The sequence below is a fragment of the Brucella pseudogrignonensis genome (assembly GCF_032190615.1).
GTDB classification, from domain to species: Bacteria; Pseudomonadota; Alphaproteobacteria; order Rhizobiales; family Rhizobiaceae; genus Brucella; species Brucella pseudogrignonensis_B.
The window spans coordinates 330,590-349,572 of record NZ_JAVLAT010000001.1 but is presented as its reverse complement, the minus strand read 5'-3'; the positions used below and the strand labels follow the sequence as shown (position 1 = coordinate 349,572).

Below are 18,983 nucleotides of genomic sequence, written 5' to 3'. Positions count from 1 at the left end.
AGGGGACCGTTGGGTCCCCTTTTTATTCGATTACCTGCGGAAACCTTCACTGGCAGCCATCAGGTTCTTCGTGTAGTCGGCCGATATTTTACCACTAACAAGATCACCGGCTTCCAGCTGCTCGACCACTTCACCATTACGCATGACGGCCAGCCGCTCACACATATGGGTAACAACTCCAAGATCATGACTGACCATAACGAAGGTCAGTTTACGGTCGCGGCGGACCTGTTCGAGCAGGTTGAGAACTTCGGCCTGTACCGATGCATCGAGTGCTGATGTTGGCTCATCAAGAAGCAGAATGCTTGGCTCAATGATAAGTGCGCGTGCAATCGCAATACGCTGACGCTGGCCGCCTGAAAGCTGATGCGGATAGCGGAAACGAAAGCCGGAGCCTAGTCCCACTTCATCCAGTGCGCGCACGATACGTTTTTCCGTATCACCGATGCCATGGATAGCGAGTGGTTCAAGTAACAGCCGATCAACGGTCTGCCGCGGATGCAGCGAGCCATAAGGGTCCTGAAAAACCATCTGAACATTGCGATAGAAGGCTTTATCACGCGGTGTTTTGAGCACCGTTCCATCGATGCGGATTTCGCCGTCGTCAACAGGTGCAAGCCCGGCTACAGCGCGTAGAAGTGTGGATTTGCCGGAACCGGATTCGCCGACCAGACCATAGGATTCTCCGCGCGCGACCTCGATACTCACTGATTTCAACGCATGGAATTCATCGAAAAACACGTCGATCTTATCGACGCTAAGTGCTGGTGCAGTGCTCATAGACGCCATGCCTCCTCACGCTGTAAGGTAGGAAGCGGATGACGGTCAGTTCCGAGTTTCGGCATGCAGTTCAGCAATCCTTGCGTATAAGGGTGTTTCGCATTGGCGAGATCACTCGCTGCGATTTCCTCAACAATTTTGCCCGCATACATGACAATCACGCGGTCGCAGAAAGAGGAAACAAGACGCAGATCGTGGCTGACAAAGATCAGCCCCATGCCGCGCTCTGCAACCAGCTTGTCGAGAATACCAAGCACCTCGAGCTGAACAGTCACATCGAGCGCAGATGTTGGCTCGTCCGCGATCAACATTTCCGGCTCTGCTACCAGCATCATGGCGATCATGACGCGCTGCCCCATGCCGCCCGATACCTCATGCGGATAGAGTTTCATAACGCGCTCGGGGTCCCGGATTTGTACGGCTTCCAGCATGGCCATCGAACGAGAACGGATTTCCGCACTCGAAAATTTGCCATGAGCTTTCAGCGTCTCAGCAATCTGCCTGCCGATAGTCATCACAGGATTGAGCGAATACTTGGGATCCTGCAAAATCATCGCAATACGACCGCCACGCAAAGAACGGCGTTCGCGTGCAGATGTATTGAGAAGGTCGATACCGTCAAATTCAAGCTTCTTGGCGGTGATTTTCGCATGGGGCGGTGTAAGCCCCATGATGGCGCGTCCGGTCTGAGATTTACCAGAACCGGATTCGCCGACGATCCCAAGACGCTCACGGCCAAGCGTAAAGCTTACGCCGCGAACTGCCTCAATAGCACCCGTGCGGGTTGGGAAAGTGACGCGCAGGTCTTCAACTGTCAGAAGTGGCTTCATTGGTTATTACCCCGCGGATCAAGCGCATCGCGCAAGCCATCACCAAGGAAATTGAATCCAAGGCTGACGACGAGAATCGCAATACCCGGCATGGCGGCAACCCACCACTGATCGAGAATAAAGCGACGACCAGAAGCAATCATGGCACCCCATTCTGGCAATGGCGGCTGCGCACCAAGGCCAAGGAAGCCAAGGCCAGCTGCTGTCAGGATAATGCCAGCCATATCAAGCGTCACACGCACGATCAGCGATGATGTGCAAAGCGGCATGACATGGCGCAGGATGATGCGAAACGGCGAAGCACCCATCAGACGCACTGCGGAAATGTAATCCGAATTGCGAATGGTAAGGGTTTCAGCGCGTGCAATACGTGCGTAAGGCGGCCATGAGGTGATCGCGATAGCGATAATGGCGTTTTCGATGCCCGGTCCCAAGGCTGCAACAAAGGCGAGTGCCAGAATGAGCTTTGGGAAGGCAAGGAAAATATCGGTGATACGCATCAGAACCGCATCGACCCAACCACCAGCATAACCGGCAACGGTGCCGACCAGAAGTCCGATTGGCGCTGCAATGATGGCCACCAGAAGCACCACATAAAGCGTCAAGCGTGAGCCATAGATAAGACGCGAAAGAATATCGCGGCCCTGATCATCTGTCCCAAGCCAATAACCCGGCGTGCCCGGAGGAAGTAGGCGGGCGTTGGCAAGGTCGCCCGTATAAGGTGAATGGGGTGCCAGCAAAGGAGCGAAAGCTGCAACGAGCAGCAGTGCAATGATGATAAGCAGGCCGAAAACCGCCAGCTTGTTGGCCGTGAAGCGACGCCAGATCATGTAAGAACGACCGAGACGTGCCTGCATACGCGATTGTGGGCGCTCTGAAAGCAGCCATTCGCGCCACGAAAGATTGGATGTTTCTGTCATTTGGCTCATCGTGCGCGCGTCCTTGGATCGAGAAGCCGATAGAGAAGATCGGACACCAGATTAAGCGCAATGAAGACTGAACCGATGATGATCGTACCACCAAGAACGGCATTCATATCAGCATTTTGCAGTGAATTGGTGATGTAAAGACCAAGTCCCGGCCATGAGAAGATGGTCTCGGTGAGAACCGAGCCTTCAAGAAGACCTGCGTAGGAAAGTGCAATCACAGTCACCAGCGGCACTGCGGCATTGCGAAGAGCATGGCCCCAGATGATGCGGGTTTCTGAAATGCCCTTTGCACGCGCTGCCACGATATATTCCTGCTCAAGCTCGTTGAGCATGAAAGAGCGCGTCATGCGGCTGATATAGGCCAGTGAAAAGTAACCGAGCAAAGCCGACGGCAAAACAAGGTGCGAGACGATGTTGTGCAGTGCTTCCCAGTCGCGCTGGATGATCGCGTCGACAAGATAAAAGCCGGTGATTGGCGTGAATGTGTATTCGAACGTGATGTCGATACGTCCTGGGCCAGCGGTCCAGCCAAGGCGGGCATAGAACACCAGAAGTGCGAGCATACCAAGCCAGAAGATCGGCACAGAATAGCCGACAAGGCCGATTACACGCACGATCTGATCGATGATGCTGCCACGCTTAACAGCGGCCAGAACACCGAGCGGAATGCCGAACAAAGCACCGATGATCGTGCCGATGGTTGCGAGCTCCATCGTTGCCGGGAAGACGCGGCGAATATCGGTCATAACTGGATTGGTTGTCAGAACAGACGTACCGAAATCGCCCTGCAGCACTCCTTTTACATAAAGGTAGAACTGCTGGTAATAAGGGAGGTTAAAGCCCATTTCCTGACGCACGCGCTCAACCACATGCGCGGGTGCGCGGTCACCAACAATGGCTAGAACCGGATCAATCGGCACAACGCGGCCGATGAAAAACGTGACTGCCAGAAGCCCAAGATAGGTGGTGATGACGATCGCCAGAAAACTGGCAATCGCCAAAGCGATGGAAGAGGAGCGCCGTCGGGCGCCCCTCTTTTTCTTTACAGATGTTATTGTACTCAATTGTCTGACCGCTTTTCAGCTCAGTCTTTGCTGACTGGTGCGAGGAAGTTCGAATCGAATGTTGGGCCGAGCTTGTAGCCCTTCACGTCGCCGCGGAGACCTGCAACTTCGATTTGCTGGAACAGCATCACAAACGGGCTTTCTTTAAGAGCTTCCTCTTGAAGCTTCTTATATTCGTTCGCACGCTTGTCGTTGTCGCGTTCGAGCAATGCAGCCTGCGTTTGCTTGGTCAGTTCGGGAATTGCCCACGCATTGCGCCATGCCAAAGTCTTGGTGGATGCATCATCGCCATTGTCAGGATTTGAGGTGAAGGCTTCAGCATTCGAATTGGGATCCCAGTAATCCATGCCCCATTGACCGATATAAAGGTCGTGGTTACGCGCACGGTATTTGGTCAGCGTCTGCTTGCCATCGCCTGGAATAATGTCGATCTTCACGCCAGCCTTAGCAGCCGATTGCTGGAAGGACTCAGCAATGCCAGTGACTGGCTGCGTGTTACGCACGTCAAACGTGACCGAGAGGCCGTCCTTCAAACCAGCCTTAGCAAGCAGTTCCTTGGCCTTTTCGACGTCAAGCTTGTAAGGGCTTGCGTCGAGAGCTCCGAGAACACCCTTCGCTTGATAGGTCTGACGGATTTCGCCGATGCCCTTGATCAGGGTCGAGCCGATTGCATCATAATCAACCAGGTATTTGAAAGCTTCGCGAACTTCAGGCTTTGCAAGGTTGGCGTTCTTCTGGTTGAGGCTGATGTAATAAACTGTACCTTTTGGAGCACTGGCAACGGCCAGATCCTTGTTCTTCTGAACGGCTTCGAGGTCGCCCGGTTCCAGATTACGCGCAACGTCAACGTCACCCGATTCAAGCATCAGGCGCTGTGTGGCGCTTTCCTTGACGTGACGATAGAACACGCGCGCAAGCTTAGGCTTTTCGCCATAATAATTGTCGTTGCGTTCGAGAACGACAACTTCATTGGCGCGCCAGTCGCGAATCTTGAATGGACCCGAACCAGCATAGCCTGTTTTCAGCCAGGCTGCGCCATAGTCGGTGTCATATTTGTAATCGTCGGAAGGTGTAACCTTAACCGAATGCTCTTCGAGCAATTTCTGGTCTACGATTGCGCCGATGGTCGCGGTCAGGCAGTTCAGCACGAAGCTTGGTGCATAGGCTTTGTCCACTTTCAGAACGAAAGTCGTGTCATCAACCGCTTTGGCGTTTTCAACGACATTTTCGCCATTCAGACCGAACTGGGTCAGAATGAAAGCCGGGCTCTTATCAAGACGCACCGCGCGCTCGAATGTGTAAGCTACGTCTTTTGCTGTCAGTGGGTTGCCGGAAGCGAACTTGATGTCAGGCTTCATCTTGAAGGTGTAGGTGAGGCCGTCTTCCGAAATGGTCCAGCTTTCAGCAGCACCTGGCACGACCTTTGATGTGTCATTGATGTCGAGGCGAACCAGCATATCGTAGGCATTGCCAATGAATTCAGCTGGCGAAAGCTCGAATGATTCAGCCGGATCGAGCGTGATGGTGTCATCAATTGCCCAAGCCTGAACCAGCGTGTCAGCTGGCGTCGCTGAAAATGCCGGGTTTGCAGCCATGATGGCGGCGAAAGCCGCACTAGCTGCGAGAAGACGAAAACGTCCGAAATGGTTCATGTTAGTTCCCTTTCTGTCTATTGTTTTGTTTCTGGTAAGGCGGCTTCGTGCCAAGCCTGTTTTAATACGCGTACCCAGTTATTGCGGCAGAGCTTTGCAAGTTCGTCCTCACTGTAACCCGCCTTCTGCAAGGCTGTGACGAGGTTCTGCGTTCCGGCAGCGTCGCCAATTTCCGCAGGGATGGTAGCTCCGTCGTAATCTGAGCCAAGGGCCACGCAATCGATGCCCATACGCTCGACCATGTAGTCGATGTGACGGACAACGTCGGATAGTGGCGTTTGAGCGTTTTCCATGCCGTCTGAACGCAACATAGTTGTTGCATAGTTAAGACCCGCAAGCCCTTTGCTCTCCCGGATGGCATCCATCTGACGGTCCGTCAGGTTGCGGGCAACCGGAGTGAGGCCATGGGCATTGGAATGGCTGACAATCAATGGCTGATCGCTGAGTTTTGCCACATCCCAGAAACCTTTTTCGGTAATGTGCGCGAGGTCGATCAGAATGCCTTTGCGATTACACGCCTTCACCAAGCGCTCGCCAGCCTCGGTCAGGCCCGGACCCGTATCTGGGCTCATCGGGAACGCGAATGGCACGCCATGCGCAAAAATATTATTGCGGCTCCAGACCGGGCCGAGCGACCGCAGGCCTGCTGCATAGAAAACGTCCAGCGCTGCAAGATCTGCATCAATTGCTTCGCAGCCTTCCATATGAAGCACGGCAGCGAAGGTGTCGCCTTCGATAGCTGCATCAAGCTCTGTACCATTGCGGCATAGCTGCCAGCCACCGGCTTCTTCAAGACGAAGTGCGAGCGACGCGAATTCAAGAGCTATGTCCAGGGACGGTGCGCGTTCCAGCGGTGGCGAAAGCGGCGTAACGTAATGACCGTTGGTATCTGGCTTGCCCAGCTCAATATGTTCACCAGATGGAACATAGATGGCGCATATGCCGCCAGCGAGGCCGCCTTTGCGGGAGCGCGGCAGATCGATATGGCCGATCTTTGTGCCGTCGATGAATTCTTTGATTGGGTCGCCACCTTTACGCTGGGTTTCCCAAAGACGCAGAAGGACATCATTATGTCCGTCGAAAACGCGCTGCATATTTCATTCCTAGCTGAACGGCGGGTGTGCCTTGCCGCTCAATTAAAAGCCGGTTCCGAACGGGGAATTGAACAACGCGCAATCATTTTAAAATTGCAGATGGTGAGCGCCCCATTCGAACCTTTGATATATAAGATGTTGCTCGCTTGAGGAGTCAAGCTCTCTGCAGCGCCACCTAACATTTTGGGTCTTGGAAACAGTGCAAAAACAAAGGGCTGCACGGTAAGTGCAGCCCTTTGTGCAAAAACAGCATGTGTTAATGCTTAAGCGGAATGATCTGCTTCGGAATAACTAGAAGCGGTAGTTCACGCCAGCCTTGATCGAATGATTCTTGAGATTGTTGGTCTGACTCACACCGTTCACCTTGGACTTTACGTCACCAAAGCGCTGGAAGTCATATTCAGCCTTCACGGAGAGTGGGCCCGAAATTGCCTGTTCAACGCCAGCGCCGATCAGTGCGCCGCCTTCCCAGCCAGGGCCGGAAGTGGTTGCATCCTTCGCCTTGAACTTGGTTACGCCGTAACCAGCAGTGCCGTAAACGAGGGTTTTGTCGAAAGCATAGCCGACTTTACCCTTGGCATTCGCATTCCAGGACTGCTGGAGGCTGCCGCCATTGCCAATGCGATGTTCGGCTTCAGCAAAATTGCCTTCCAGCTCACCGCCGAATACGATGTTGCCGCTCTGCATATTTTTGCCAACGACTGCACCACCGAGAAGGCCAGTGCGGTTGGTGAATGGGCCAGGAACTTTCGACGAAGAAGCGCCAATCTGTGCACCGACATAGTTGCCTGACCAGTCATGTGGACCGGATGCTACAGGTTCGTTGTATGTGTAATTGTTGTTGTCCATCATATCGGCAGCGATGGATGGGCCAGCAAAGGCAACGAGTGCGGCACCGAACGCCGCGGCGATGTATGAACGCTTCAACATTTTTTACTCCAGTTTTTCCGCCCGAAACGCTGACGGAAAATATGCATGATTATTTTGAAGTGCCGATTCCGGTCGCCTTCAATCTGATTATGTCCTCGCCGGTGATTGTGTCCAAATTTAAGAAAATTCGAGCTAGATCGAGGGTAAAGCCCTTTGTTTCAGGCGGTATGCTTAATGAAGGATGAACGCGCTGCTCATGCGTTTCAGATGAGTTTTAGACCGCGCATACTGACATGTCCGTGTTTTCCAACGATGATATGGTCGTGCACTGAAATGCCTAAAGCCTTCGCCGCCTCGACCAAAAGCTTCGTCATGTCGATGTCGGCACGAGAGGGTGTTGGATCACCGGATGGGTGATTATGTACGAGAATAATTGCTGTCGCCGAAAGCTCTAATGCACGCCGCACAACTTCGCGCGGATAGACTGGTGTGTGATCGACTGTCCCTTGTTGCTGCACCTCGTCTGCAATGAGGCGGTTCTTTTTATCAAGGAAGAGAATGCGAAATTGTTCTCGGGTTTCGTAGGCCATTGCTGTCGTGCAATAAGCGATGACTTGGCTCCAAGAACCAAGAACTTCGCGTTCCATTACGGTACTGCGTGCGGAGCGCTTGGAGATTGCCTCAACGATCTTGAGTTCAAGTGCGATGGAAGGACCAATACCGGGTGTCTCAGCCAGAAGCTTTTCAGGAGCGCCCAACACTTCCGCAACACTCCCGAAGCGGCTTAACAGCGACTTTGCAAGGGGCTTTGTATCCGCTCGCTGAATAACTCTGAATAGCAAAAGCTCGAGCAATTCGTAATCAGCGAGTGCGTCTGGTGCAGTCTTGAAACGCAGTCGTAACCGATCTCGGTGGCCCAGATGATGTGGCTTTTCGAGGGGCGCCTGAACGCGTATGCCCTCGTTGAAGCCGGGAAAGTCGAAGCTTCCCGGACTTTTGTCTTTTGGTGCCATTCTGTTTAAACCCCCGCAGAAACAGTCGACAATTTTAAGCTAGCTTAACGCATGGATGGCGGACCGAAAACGTTTTTCGGTGAAAGCGTAAAGATTTCACATCCGTCTTTGGTGACGCCAACGGTATGCTCATATTGCGCAGTCAGTGAGCGGTCGCGTGTAACGGCCGTCCAGCCATCCGAAAGAACCTTAACGCCGGGCTTGCCAAGATTAATCATCGGCTCGATCGTGAAGATCATGCCTTCTTTGATTTCAACGCCTTCGTTGACTGTGCCGTAATGAAGAATATTCGGTGCATCGTGGAAAAGCTGACCAACGCCATGGCCGCAGAAATCGCGTACCACTGAGCAGCGTTCACCTTCTGCATAGGTCTGAATGGCAGCACCAATGGCGCCCGTTTTCACGCCGGGCTTTACAACTTCAATGCCACGCAACAAGCTTTCATAGGTCACTTCAAGAAGGCGCTCGGCTGCACGCTTGATTTCGCCAACCGCATACATGCGACTTGAATCGCCATGCCAACTATCAAGCAAATACGTCACGTCGATATTGACGATGTCACCCTCACGCAGAGGCTTGTCATCTGGAATGCCGTGGCAAACAACATGGTTGATCGATGTACAGGTGGACTTTGTGTAACCGCGATAGTTCAGTGTCGCTGGGAAAGCGCCATTATCCATGCCGAATTCAAAAACGAAACGATCAATTTCATTAGTGGTGACACCTGGCTTCACAATGTCATTCAATGCATCAAGGCAACGAGCAGTAAGATTGCAGACTTTGCGCATGCCCTCAAAGGCGTCTGGGCCATAAAGCCTGATCTGCCCGGTATATTTCATCGGCGCGCTCGTTGCTTCGATATAAGTCACCATCTCGGTCCGTCTTTCTAATATTCTATAGGCACGACTGTTTCAGCACTGATGCCGTTTTCTGTTATGTGGCATCGAATAGCCCAAGCCTCAACCCCGGCCGCGCGTGCGCGGTCAAATGCGCGCGCATAAGTCGGATCAAGATCGCCTGAGATGCTGAATCTGTCGCAATCGTTTCGCTGGATAATAAACACCATCACGCCCCGATAGCCAGCAGATACGACATCGACTAACTCATCAAGGTGTTTCGCACCGCGCGCAGTCACTGTGTCGGGAAATTCGGCAACGCAAGGGGTGCGGATGAAGTGAACGTTTTTCACTTCCACATAGGCACGTGGCTGCTCACCTTCATCAAGCAATATGTCGATGCGTGAGTTTTTACCGTATTTTTGTTCGCGCTTGAGAAGACCGTAATTCTTCAAGTCTGGAATCATGCCGGCAAGAATGGCTTCTTCGGCGATTCTATTCGGCAGCCCCGTGTTGACCCCGACAAGTGTATTGTCAGCTTCAACAATTTGCAGAGTGTGCCGATATTTCCGGTGAGGGGCATCTGAAACGCTTAACCAAACGCGAGATCCCGGTGCCGTGAGGCCGAGCATTGATCCTGTGTTTGGAACGGAAGCCGTAATGAACTGCCCATCGTCGAGCGTAACATCGGCCAAAAAGCGCTTATAGCGGCGCTCAAGGCGACCTGTCACAAGAGGAGGGTTGAAAAGCATGGTCCGATTTAGGCGGATATATGCTCCGATGCAAGCGTCAGTGGCTTTAGAAGAGCGCCGTGAAGATATCTGCCCAACGCATATCGGCACTCAGTACGAGCATAGTTGCGATAAGGCCAGCGCCGAGTAAGGTGAGTGTTGTTTTTGTTTCGCTGGTAATCACGGTCGCCACCAAATATTTTTTGAACTGGTGGAAACTTCACGCTTAATTTAGCCCGCAATATGATGCGAAAATGTTTATTCGCGGCATTTTGCGGGCAAAGTGTGAGAGCCAATAAGGGTTATTCTTTTACCCAGTTGAAAGCCAACTCCTCACGGAATGCAAAGCGTATGATGTGGCTTGCGACAACATCTTCCATCTGTGACAGGGCTTCTTGTGGAGCCTCAACGATTGCTGTGAGTTTTTCCGAATCTGCATCAAGAGTAACGATGCGATTCTCACCGAGATCAATTCGCCCGTGCTCTGGGGTGAATTCAATGGAAAATTTATGTGCCCAATGTTTGCAGAGCTGCTGCAAATAACGGCTGGCGTGGGCAGTTGGTACGATAGCGGTGGTTTTAGCCATAATCTTGCTGTCCAATTTCAAGTTTTACGGACAGTGCCTAGCATTGCTATCTGAGGAATGTCACTCAGCAAGATATCAATTTTTCGGGAGAATAAAAAACCAGCAAGTGGTACGCCCAAGGGGAATCGAACCCCTGTCTGCGCCGTGAAAGGGCGCTGTCCTAACCGCTAGACGATGGGCGCCTGTTGCTGGTGTGAGTGGGCTTATATGCAGGAAATTTCCGATGCGCAAGTCCTTTTTAGAAAAAATCCAAGAAAATTTTATTTGGAGATTTTTATGCGCGGCGCGTTTGAAAACAAAGAGATAGAGCAGCGAATTGAAGTAGTGCTTCCGCAGCAGGAAGCGCTTGCAACAAGTCGCTTTCAGTAGATCGATCACTTGTTTGGAAAAAGAAAAACCAGCAATTGGTACGCCCAAGGGGAATCGAACCCCTGTCTGCGCCGTGAAAGGGCGCTGTCCTAACCGCTAGACGATGGGCGCCTGTTGCTGGTGTGAGTGGGCTTATATGCAGGAAGATTGTGACTCGCAAGCCCTTAATTCGACTTTTTCATAAAAATATCATTCAAGGCTAATTTTCGGGGTGTGAGCCTTGTGGATAAAAGATCTATCTGACTGAAATGCAACAAAAAAGCCGGGCAATTCGGCCCGGCTTTTGTCTTGTTTATCGCTTGCAGCTCCAGTTCCAGTCGCGCTCCGGACCGATATCCACATGCACCGACGTCGTATGACAATAGGTGCCAACACCACCGCGATTGGACATGTTGCGAGCGTAGCGTGCGATTTCGTGTTTCGACACGCCGTCGATTTGAATGTCAGCCGCAGCGCAAATCATATGCAGTGATTTGCGGGCGCCATTCACTTTGCGATTATAAGACGGGCTACGGTAGCCAGAAGTGACCATGACCGGCTTGCGGAAGTGCCGTTCCATAGTCTTGAGCATGGAAACAAGCTGAGGCTTCAGGCAAGCGACATCCACAGTCTCGCGCTGAACTTTCAGGCCGTTGGGCGCAAGGCGCGCTAGACCAGGCGCGGACGCAAGCTGTACGGATGCATAATCATCATATTCGTTCGCATCAATGTCGCTGTCATCATAAATGCTTTTCCGATGCTTGATTTCAAACCCGCCATTGGCGCGCACACCGGGAAGGGCATAATTATATTCTTGCGTTGATTTTTTTGTTGGACGCACAACAGCAAGTTTTTTGTTTTCTGCTTTGCTTTGCCCATTCGCACCATCTTCGTTGAAGAGACGAGCAATGCTTCCCTGACCAGCTGTCGCTGGGCGCTGCGGAGCGACATAAGCATTTGCGTTCTTCGCTGACCCGAAAAGCGACGTAACCTGTGTTGGCTTTTCCGCCTCAACGGGCTTGGAAGCTTCAGTTGCCGGAGCTGCTTCCGGTTCGGGCTTTGATTGAGGCGACGCTGTCGTGGCTTGTTCTTCAGGCTTTTGAGTTTCCGACGCTTGTTCTGGTGCTGCAGGAGCAGCTTCAACTGGCTTTTTGCCAAACATACCAAACAATGAACTGGATTTTGTCTCTGAGGCGAGGGCTGCAACCTGAACAGGCGCTTCCTGTTTCTGTGCGCCTTCTGTAGATGCAGTCGCTGTTGGATTTGTTTTTACGTTTTCGGTGGGAGCTATTTTTTCAGCTGCCGCTGGCTTTGTTGATTCTTTGGCTGTTTCAGCTGCTACTGTTTGGTCGGCCGCGCTTTGAAGAGTTTCAGCAATGACGGAACCATCTGGGTCATTCGTCATTTGTAATGGTGAGGTGCCATTACTGGTCGATGTACAAGATGTAAGAACGAGCGCGAGCAAGGCTACGCTACCAGAAAGTAGTCTTCTTGTTGTCGTGTGCGTTGCTACTGCGAATTTCAATATCTGCTCCAGCTCGATGTCCCATACAGATGGGCTTGACCATTTTAACGAGCCGGAAAAATCCTGATCTCGTTTGGTTTGGGGAGATCGGCTTCCCCATGTGAGTCGCGCTAAAGCATTTTCAAGCAGCTTTACTCACAAAGACCGGCAATGAAGGCCAGCTTAGATAGTTCAATTTCTTCAATGCCTTATTACAAATTCATCGTGAATGCAGTTGGTCTAAAGCATGAGTAGACAAGTTACCAAATGATAAGTTGTAACCAATTTTTAGGGTTTTTAACTGCCAAGCGCAACTATTGAAAGTGATCAGTGTTTGAATAAATCGCATTTCACTTTTGTTTTACGTAAAAATAACGCAATATTACTAATTGTAACTTTTGGTTATACTTGTTGTTGAACGTGTTTTTGAAGCGTAAGGATTGTGCCGGGTCGCAACTCGGTTGTTGACATGACGTAGCGAGTTGGTGCTATCCACTTTCCGATATATTATCTGCGTCGGGCGAGTTATAGATTTCGCCAGAACAGACATTAGTGAAGAACACCAGGATTGGAACCCGACATATGACCAAGAGCACGCGGACGTTTGCCAATATCATGCTGGCAGCAACAGCCGTGGCGCTTCTCGCGGGTTGTGCTGGCGGTCCTGAATTTCAGGGTACGCCGCAGGAAGGTGCGAAGCGCACTGATACCTATCCGACCTTTGGACGTATGCCGAAAGCTGCCACCGTCCAGATTACGCCGGAAGAAAAGGCGCAGATGATGTCTGGTCTTGATTCTGATCGCACGCGATTGGCCGCAACACGCTCGTCCGCAAGTACGCTCACTCCTGCTCAAGCTGCCGCATTGCGCAAGCAAGCGCAGGATGAAGCCGCCGCTACACTGAAGCAGATCGAAGCCGGGGAATAAGAGGCTTTTCGTCAATAAAAGCTTCGTCGCAGAACTGTAACAAGTCTCGACCCGATTCGATAACAGGTGTATAGCTCCAAACGCGGCGCATGCGCGCCGTTTCATTCAACTCCCTTCTGGAACAGGATCATGTCGGAAGAATTTCATAAAGTCCGTCGTTTGCCACCTTATGTCTTTGAACAGGTTAACCGCCTGAAGGCATCGGCGCGAGCGGCCGGAGCCGACATCATTGATCTCGGAATGGGTAACCCTGATTTGCCAACACCGAAGAACATTGTCGATAAGCTTTGCGAAGCGGTGCAGGACCCGCGCGCGCATCGTTATTCGTCGTCAAAGGGTATTCCCGGTCTTCGTCGTGCGCAGGCACAATATTATGCGCGCCGTTTCGGCGTGAAGCTCAACCCGGATACGCAGGTTGTGGCTACGCTTGGCTCCAAGGAAGGCTTCGCCAATATGGCGCAGGCGATCACTGCGCCCGGCGATGTCGTACTTTGCCCGGATCCAACCTATCCAATTCATTCGTTCGGCTTCATCATGTCGGGTGGTGTTATTCGCTCGATCCCTGCAAAGCCGGATGAAGAGTTCATCCGTGCGCTGGATCGTGCGGTAAAGCATTCCATTCCAAAGCCGCTTGCGCTGATCTTGAACTTCCCGTCGAACCCGACTGCCTATGTCGCGACCCTTGATTTCTACAAGGATGTAGTCGATTTCGCGCGTAAGAATGATCTGATCATTCTTTCTGATCTGGCCTATTCGGAAATCTATTTCGACGATAACAATCCTCCGCCATCGGTTCTTGAAGTGCCGGGTGCTATGGATGTTGCGGTCGAGTTCACCTCGATGTCGAAGACATTCTCGATGCCGGGTTGGCGTATGGGCTTTGCGGTTGGCAATGAGCGTCTGATTGCAGCACTGACGCGCGTTAAATCCTATCTCGATTATGGTGCTTTCACGCCAATTCAGGTTGCAGCAACCGCAGCACTCAATGGCGACGGTTCTGACATTGCTTATGTCCGCAACGTCTATAAGCAGCGTCGCGATGTGCTCGTCGACAGTTTTGGCCGCGCAGGCTGGGATGTGCCGCCACCAGCGGCAACCATGTTCGCTTGGGTTCCGATTCCAGAACGTTTCCGCGCGTTGGGTTCGCTTGAATTTTCCAAGCTGCTGGTCGAAATGGCCGATGTTGCTGTTGCTCCGGGCGTAGGCTTTGGTGAGCATGGCGATGAATATGTTCGTATCGCACTGGTTGAAAACGAACATCGCATCCGTCAGGCGGCTCGCAACATCAAGCGCTTCCTGTCCGCTAAGGATGAGAATGTGCAGAACATCATTCCGCTTGAAGGTCGGCGTTAACAGCCTTTAAGATAAAGCAAGGGCCGTCTTCTGGTCGGCCCTTGTTTCCCACCACATATAATCAACAATTCAGAAAGACAGAACAATGAGTGATGCATTGCGGATCGGCGTTGCCGGACTGGGCACCGTTGGTGCTTCGGTGTTGCGTATTCTACGTGACAAGGCCGAAATGCTCACTCGTCAATGCGGTAAGCCGGTTGTTGTTACAGCGGTGAGCGCTCGTGACCGCTCGCGCGATCGCGGTGTCGATCTTTCTGGCATTGAATGGTTTGATGATTCAGTCGAACTCGCGAAAAGTGCGAATATTGATGTTTTTGTTGAACTGATCGGTGGCGATGAAGGTCCGGCCAAATTGGCTGTTGAAGCTGCATTGCGCGCAGGCCATCATGTTGTGACTGCCAATAAGGCGCTTCTTGCCAAGCATGGTGTCGCGCTTGCCAAGATTGCGGAAGAAAAAGGTGTGCTTCTCAACTTTGAAGCAGCCGTTGCAGGCGGTATTCCAGTCATTAAGGCGATGCGTGAATCATTGACCGGCAACACGGTTTCGCGCGTTTACGGCATTATGAACGGCACCTGTAACTATATCCTGACCCGGATGTGGGAAGAAGGCATTTCGTTTGAGGATTGCCTCGCGGATGCGCAGCGCCTTGGATATGCCGAAGCTGATCCGACTTTCGATATTGAAGGCAATGACACGGCGCACAAGCTTGCGCTGCTGACGAGCCTCGCATTTGGCACCCAGATCGCTGCTGACGATATATATCTCGAAGGCATCAGCAATATTTCACTTGCCGATATTCGCGCCGCTGATGAGCTTGGCTATCGTATCAAGTTGCTTGGCGTTGCGCAGAAGACCGACACTGGTATCGAACAGCGTGTGCATCCAACAATGGTGCCGACATCATCAGTCATCGCGCAGGTGCATGGTGTGACCAATGCGGTTGCAATCGAGACTGACCTTCTGGGTGAACTGCTGCTTTCGGGTCCGGGTGCTGGCGGTAATGCCACAGCATCGGCGGTGATTGGCGATATTGCTGACATTGCCAAGAGTCGCCCTGGCTTCCAGCATGGTCCGGTATTCGGCACACCTGCGAAAGCCTTGCAGCCATATAAGCGCGCTAAAATGCGCAAGCATGCTGGCGGCTACTTCATTCGCTTGACGGTTTATGATCGCATCGGTGCTTTTGCCGCTATCGCTAAGCGCATGGCCGAAAATGACATTTCGCTTGAATCGATTGTCCAGCGCCCGCTGATGGATAGCGATGTCAGCGACGGTATCAAGACAGTCATTCTTGTTACCCATGAAACGACCGAATCCGCTGTTAAAAAGGCGCTTGAGGTGATTCTTAAGGATGATCATCTGGTCAACAAGCCGCAGATGATCCGCATCGAACGCGCTGGCTGATTGCTGGCTAAAGCTGCCGCTCTTGATGGGCGGCAGCGTTTTTGCTATGAAAACTGCATCGGAATAATCCGGTTGAGAGATAAAACGGAAAAGGAGGGCTGTAATATGGATGTGACGCGTCACGACCGTCATCGTCAGTATGGCCCTGATTTTGCCCTGCAACAGTAAATTGTGCAGGGCCGATTAAGACTTACAGAACAGTCTTTTTCTGCCTTTTCTGAAGGCTCAGCTTTATTTGCTGTAGCCAAAAATTTGCAAGCACATTGATTGAAGCTGTTTGAGAACTGCTCGCCAGTGCTTGGCCAAATTGGGCCTATTGCCATGTCTCTTTTATCTGTTCAGAATCTTTCGCTTACCCTTCATCAGACCTTGTTCGCTAACCTCGATTTTGTCGTGGGTGAGGGTGAACGTCTGGGTATTGTTGCCGCTAATGGTCGTGGAAAGACCAGCCTTTTACGCCTTATAGTTGGCGAAGGTGAGCCGACCAGCGGTGTCATTACCCGCTCGCGTGGGCTGAAAATTGGTTATGTCAGCCAGTATGTTGCCGACGACCTGATGGACCTCTCTTTTTATGATCTGGTCCTCAGTGGATTGGATGAAGATGCGCGCGACTATGAGAGCTGGCGCGCAGACATAGTGCTCGATGATTTGAATGTTCCGGCAGAACTGCGCGATCTTGCTGTTCGACAATTAAGCGGAGGTTGGCAACGGCTTGCGCTGCTGGCGCGCACATGGGTTTCCGAGCCTGACGTGCTTTTGCTCGACGAGCCGACCAATCACCTCGACCTTGAAAAAGTGCATTTGCTGGAAAACTGGCTTGATGCACTGCCCCGTTCAGTCGCCGTGATCGTATGCAGCCATGATCGTGCTTTTCTCGATGAGGTCACGAAACGCACACTTTTCCTGCGTGCAGAAAAGTCGTTCGTCTTTGCGTTGCCGTACAGCCAAGCGCGTGTGGCGCTTGACGAGATTGATGCGGCTGATGCGCGCCAGTTTGAAAAGGACATGAAAACTGTTCAGCAATTGCGCAGACAGGCCGCCAAGCTCAACAATATCGGTATCAATTCGGGCAGTGATTTGCTGGTCGTGAAAACCAAACAATTGCGTGCGCGTGCCGAGAAAATTGAGGAAAGTGCTAAAGCAGCGCATGTTGAGCGCTCTGCGGGCAAGATCAAGCTTGATGGGCGAGGTAGCCATGCCAAAGCGCTGATTGTGATTGGTCAGGCCGAGATTGCGACGCCTGACGGTCGGGCTCTCTACAAAACCGGCCAGCTTTGGATCAATCCGGGTGATCGAATCGTATTGCTTGGCGCGAACGGAACGGGCAAAACGCGGCTTCTGACACTAGTTCGCGAAGCCATAATTCATCCAGAACAATCGCTTACGGGCATTAAAGCGACGCCTTCGCTCGTGCTGGGCTATAGTGATCAGGCTTTGTCTGAGTTGAAAGCTGACTGGACGCCTTTTGAAACGATCATGAAGCGTTTCGATGTCGGCGACCAGCGAGCACGTTCCTTGCTTGCCGGTGCCGGTATGACGCTTGAGATGCAGGCCAAACCTTTGTCGCGGCTTTCGGGCGGACAAAAGGCGCGGCTTGCCATGCTGGTTCTGCGGCTTACAAAGCCAAACTTCTACATTCTTGATGAACCGACCAATCACCTCGACATTGATGGGCAGGAAATGCTGGAAGCAGAACTGCTGAGCGATGAAACCGCGAGCCTGATTGTTTCGCATGATCGCAGTTTCGTGCGCAATATTGGCAATCGTTTCTGGGTTATTGATCGAAAAAAGCTGATCGAAGTGGAAAATCCCGAAGCTTTCTTTGACGGTGCTACAGGCTGAAATATCGGGCCTTTTGCGCTAAATCGATTAAGAGTTAGAGCGGAAAATGTTTTTGCCGCTCTTTCTCTTGCAGGTCGGCAGGGACTTTGACAAAACATTTGCTCAATGTCGCTATAGATGGCGAAACACACATTTCATATGAATTCAGGACTTTGTTCACATGGCCAAGACTTCAGAACAGCAACCGCAACGACCAGCGCAGGGACTTGATCGCATTTTGACGCTTGAGCTGGTTCGCGTTGCCGAACGAGCAGCGGTTGCAGCTGCGCGTCTGCGCGGACGTGGCGATGAGATGGCTGCTGATCAGGCCGCTGTTGATGCCATGCGTCAGGAACTCAATCGTCTGCCGATTGCCGGAACAGTCGTGATCGGTGAAGGCGAACGCGATGAAGCGCCGATGCTTTATATTGGCGAAGAAGTCGGCACTAAGCAGGGGCCGGATGTCGATATTGCGCTAGATCCGCTGGAAGGCACCACGATCTGCGCAAAGAACCTGCCGAATTCATTGGCGGTCATCGCTATCGCTGAGAAGGGCAATTTGCTTTATGCGCCCGACGTTTACATGGAAAAAATTGCTGTGGGACCGGGTTATCCGAAAGGTGTCGTCGATCTCGATGCATCACCGACCGATAATATCCATGCTATTGCGAAAGCAAAAGGCGTGCAGCCGCATGAAATCACGGCCTGCATTATGGATCGTCCGCGTCATGCGCGCCTGATCGAAGAAGTACGGGCGACTGGTGCTTCCATTCGTTTGATCGGTGATGGCGACGTTGCGGGTGTGATGCACACGACCAATCCGGACGAAACCGGCATCGATATTTATATCGGTATCGGTGGTGCGCCGGAGGGTGTGCTGGCTGCGGCGGCTTTGCGCTGCATTGGTGGTCAGATGCAGGGACGCTTGCAGCTTAATTCGGATGAGAAGATCGCTCGCGCAGCCAAGATGGGCATTTCTGACCCCAAGAAAATCTACACCATGGAAGAAATGGCCAAGGGCGACGTGCTGTTTGCTGCAACCGGCGTGACCGATGGCAATATGCTTTCAGGCGTTAAGTTCGCACGCGATTATATCCAAACTCATACAATCGTTATGCGTTCAAGCTCGCAGACCGTTCGTGAAATTAAGGCGAGACATCAGGATTTGTCGAAGTTCTGACATAACTATCATCGGGTTGTTTAAAAGGCGGCATTGCAAAAATGCCGCCTTTTGTGTCT

General features: G+C 52.1%; 18 protein-coding genes and 2 tRNA genes. 6 read left to right on the top strand and 14 right to left on the bottom strand.

The features are described from left to right. Nucleotides 1-30: 30 nt before the first annotated feature. The 12 genes from RI570_RS01770 to RI570_RS01715 form a co-directional block, all read right to left on the bottom strand. Nucleotides 31-780, bottom strand: a complete 750-nt coding sequence (locus RI570_RS01770) for an ABC transporter ATP-binding protein (RefSeq protein ID WP_313826662.1) — start codon at nucleotides 778-780, stop codon at nucleotides 31-33. Beyond that, nucleotides 777-1,610 carry an ABC transporter ATP-binding protein gene (locus RI570_RS01765; protein ID WP_313826661.1) on the bottom strand — a complete coding sequence of 278 codons (834 nt, stop codon included), beginning with the start codon at nucleotides 1,608-1,610 and terminating at the stop codon, nucleotides 777-779. Before RI570_RS01765 ends, RI570_RS01770 begins: the two co-directional genes overlap by 4 nt. Then, nucleotides 1,607-2,539, bottom strand: coding sequence for a nickel transporter permease (gene nikC / locus RI570_RS01760; protein ID WP_310011175.1), 933 nt, complete (start codon nucleotides 2,537-2,539; stop codon nucleotides 1,607-1,609). Before nikC ends, RI570_RS01765 begins: the two co-directional genes overlap by 4 nt. Beyond that, nucleotides 2,536-3,603, bottom strand: coding sequence for an ABC transporter permease (locus RI570_RS01755; protein ID WP_409558606.1), 1,068 nt, complete (start codon nucleotides 3,601-3,603; stop codon nucleotides 2,536-2,538). Before RI570_RS01755 ends, nikC begins: the two co-directional genes overlap by 4 nt. 20 nt (nucleotides 3,604-3,623) lie before the next feature. Continuing rightward, nucleotides 3,624-5,255, bottom strand: a complete 1,632-nt coding sequence (locus RI570_RS01750) for an ABC transporter substrate-binding protein (protein WP_313826660.1) — start codon at nucleotides 5,253-5,255, stop codon at nucleotides 3,624-3,626. A gap of 17 nt (nucleotides 5,256-5,272) precedes the next feature. Beyond that, nucleotides 5,273-6,349 carry a dipeptidase gene (locus tag RI570_RS01745; protein ID WP_313826659.1) on the bottom strand — a complete coding sequence of 359 codons (1,077 nt, stop codon included), beginning with the start codon at nucleotides 6,347-6,349 and terminating at the stop codon, nucleotides 5,273-5,275. A 291-nt stretch (nucleotides 6,350-6,640) separates the two neighbouring features. After that, nucleotides 6,641-7,279, bottom strand: a complete 639-nt coding sequence (locus tag RI570_RS01740) for a porin family protein (RefSeq protein WP_313826658.1) — start codon at nucleotides 7,277-7,279, stop codon at nucleotides 6,641-6,643. A gap of 203 nt (nucleotides 7,280-7,482) precedes the next feature. Next, the gene (radC, locus tag RI570_RS01735; protein WP_313826657.1) at nucleotides 7,483-8,232 is read right to left on the bottom strand and encodes a RadC family protein; all 750 of its coding nucleotides are present in this window, start codon (nucleotides 8,230-8,232) and stop codon (nucleotides 7,483-7,485) included. A 44-nt stretch (nucleotides 8,233-8,276) separates the two neighbouring features. After that, a complete protein-coding gene (gene map / locus RI570_RS01730) occupies nucleotides 8,277-9,104 on the bottom strand; it encodes a type I methionyl aminopeptidase (RefSeq protein WP_313826656.1) in 828 nt (275 codons plus the stop codon). A 14-nt stretch (nucleotides 9,105-9,118) separates the two neighbouring features. Further along, nucleotides 9,119-9,820, bottom strand: coding sequence for a DNA/RNA nuclease SfsA (sfsA, locus tag RI570_RS01725; RefSeq protein WP_313826655.1), 702 nt, complete (start codon nucleotides 9,818-9,820; stop codon nucleotides 9,119-9,121). A gap of 281 nt (nucleotides 9,821-10,101) precedes the next feature. After that, nucleotides 10,102-10,386: a DUF2218 domain-containing protein gene (locus RI570_RS01720; protein ID WP_310009938.1), complete on the bottom strand. Its 285-nt coding sequence runs from the start codon at nucleotides 10,384-10,386 to the stop codon at nucleotides 10,102-10,104. Between the two features lie 107 nt (nucleotides 10,387-10,493). Continuing rightward, nucleotides 10,494-10,568 (bottom strand) — tRNA-Glu (locus RI570_RS01715). Nucleotides 10,569-10,593: 25 nt separating this feature from the next. On the opposite strand from RI570_RS01715, the gene RI570_RS01710 reads away from it, so the two are divergent. Next, complete coding sequence (locus RI570_RS01710; RefSeq protein WP_313826654.1) at nucleotides 10,594-10,755, top strand: hypothetical protein; 162 nt, start codon at nucleotides 10,594-10,596, stop codon at nucleotides 10,753-10,755. 36 nt (nucleotides 10,756-10,791) lie between these two features. On the opposite strand, the gene RI570_RS01705 is transcribed toward RI570_RS01710, so the two are convergent. Next, nucleotides 10,792-10,866, bottom strand: a tRNA-Glu gene (locus RI570_RS01705). Between the two features lie 181 nt (nucleotides 10,867-11,047). After that, nucleotides 11,048-12,259 (bottom strand): YcbK family protein, encoded by a 1,212-nt coding sequence (locus RI570_RS01700; RefSeq protein ID WP_313826653.1) that lies wholly within the window; start codon nucleotides 12,257-12,259, stop codon nucleotides 11,048-11,050. Between the two features lie 561 nt (nucleotides 12,260-12,820). Between RI570_RS01700 and RI570_RS01695 the strand changes: the two genes are divergently transcribed. The 5 genes from RI570_RS01695 (at nucleotide 12,821) to glpX (ending at nucleotide 18,924) form a co-directional block, all read left to right on the top strand. Then, entirely contained in the window at nucleotides 12,821-13,165 is a 345-nt protein-coding gene (locus RI570_RS01695; protein WP_250044567.1) for a hypothetical protein, read from the top strand. A 129-nt stretch (nucleotides 13,166-13,294) separates the two neighbouring features. Then, the gene (locus RI570_RS01690; RefSeq protein WP_313826652.1) at nucleotides 13,295-14,518 is read left to right on the top strand and encodes an LL-diaminopimelate aminotransferase; all 1,224 of its coding nucleotides are present in this window, start codon (nucleotides 13,295-13,297) and stop codon (nucleotides 14,516-14,518) included. Between the two features lie 85 nt (nucleotides 14,519-14,603). Then, nucleotides 14,604-15,923 carry a homoserine dehydrogenase gene (locus tag RI570_RS01685; RefSeq protein WP_313826651.1) on the top strand — a complete coding sequence of 440 codons (1,320 nt, stop codon included), beginning with the start codon at nucleotides 14,604-14,606 and terminating at the stop codon, nucleotides 15,921-15,923. Nucleotides 15,924-16,244: 321 nt separating this feature from the next. Then, on the top strand, nucleotides 16,245-17,765 hold the full coding sequence (locus tag RI570_RS01680; RefSeq protein ID WP_313826650.1) for an ABC-F family ATP-binding cassette domain-containing protein: 1,521 nt from the start codon (nucleotides 16,245-16,247) through the stop codon (nucleotides 17,763-17,765). A 160-nt stretch (nucleotides 17,766-17,925) separates the two neighbouring features. Beyond that, nucleotides 17,926-18,924, top strand: a complete 999-nt coding sequence (glpX, locus tag RI570_RS01675; RefSeq protein ID WP_313826649.1) for a class II fructose-bisphosphatase — start codon at nucleotides 17,926-17,928, stop codon at nucleotides 18,922-18,924. Nucleotides 18,925-18,983 lie beyond the last annotated feature (59 nt).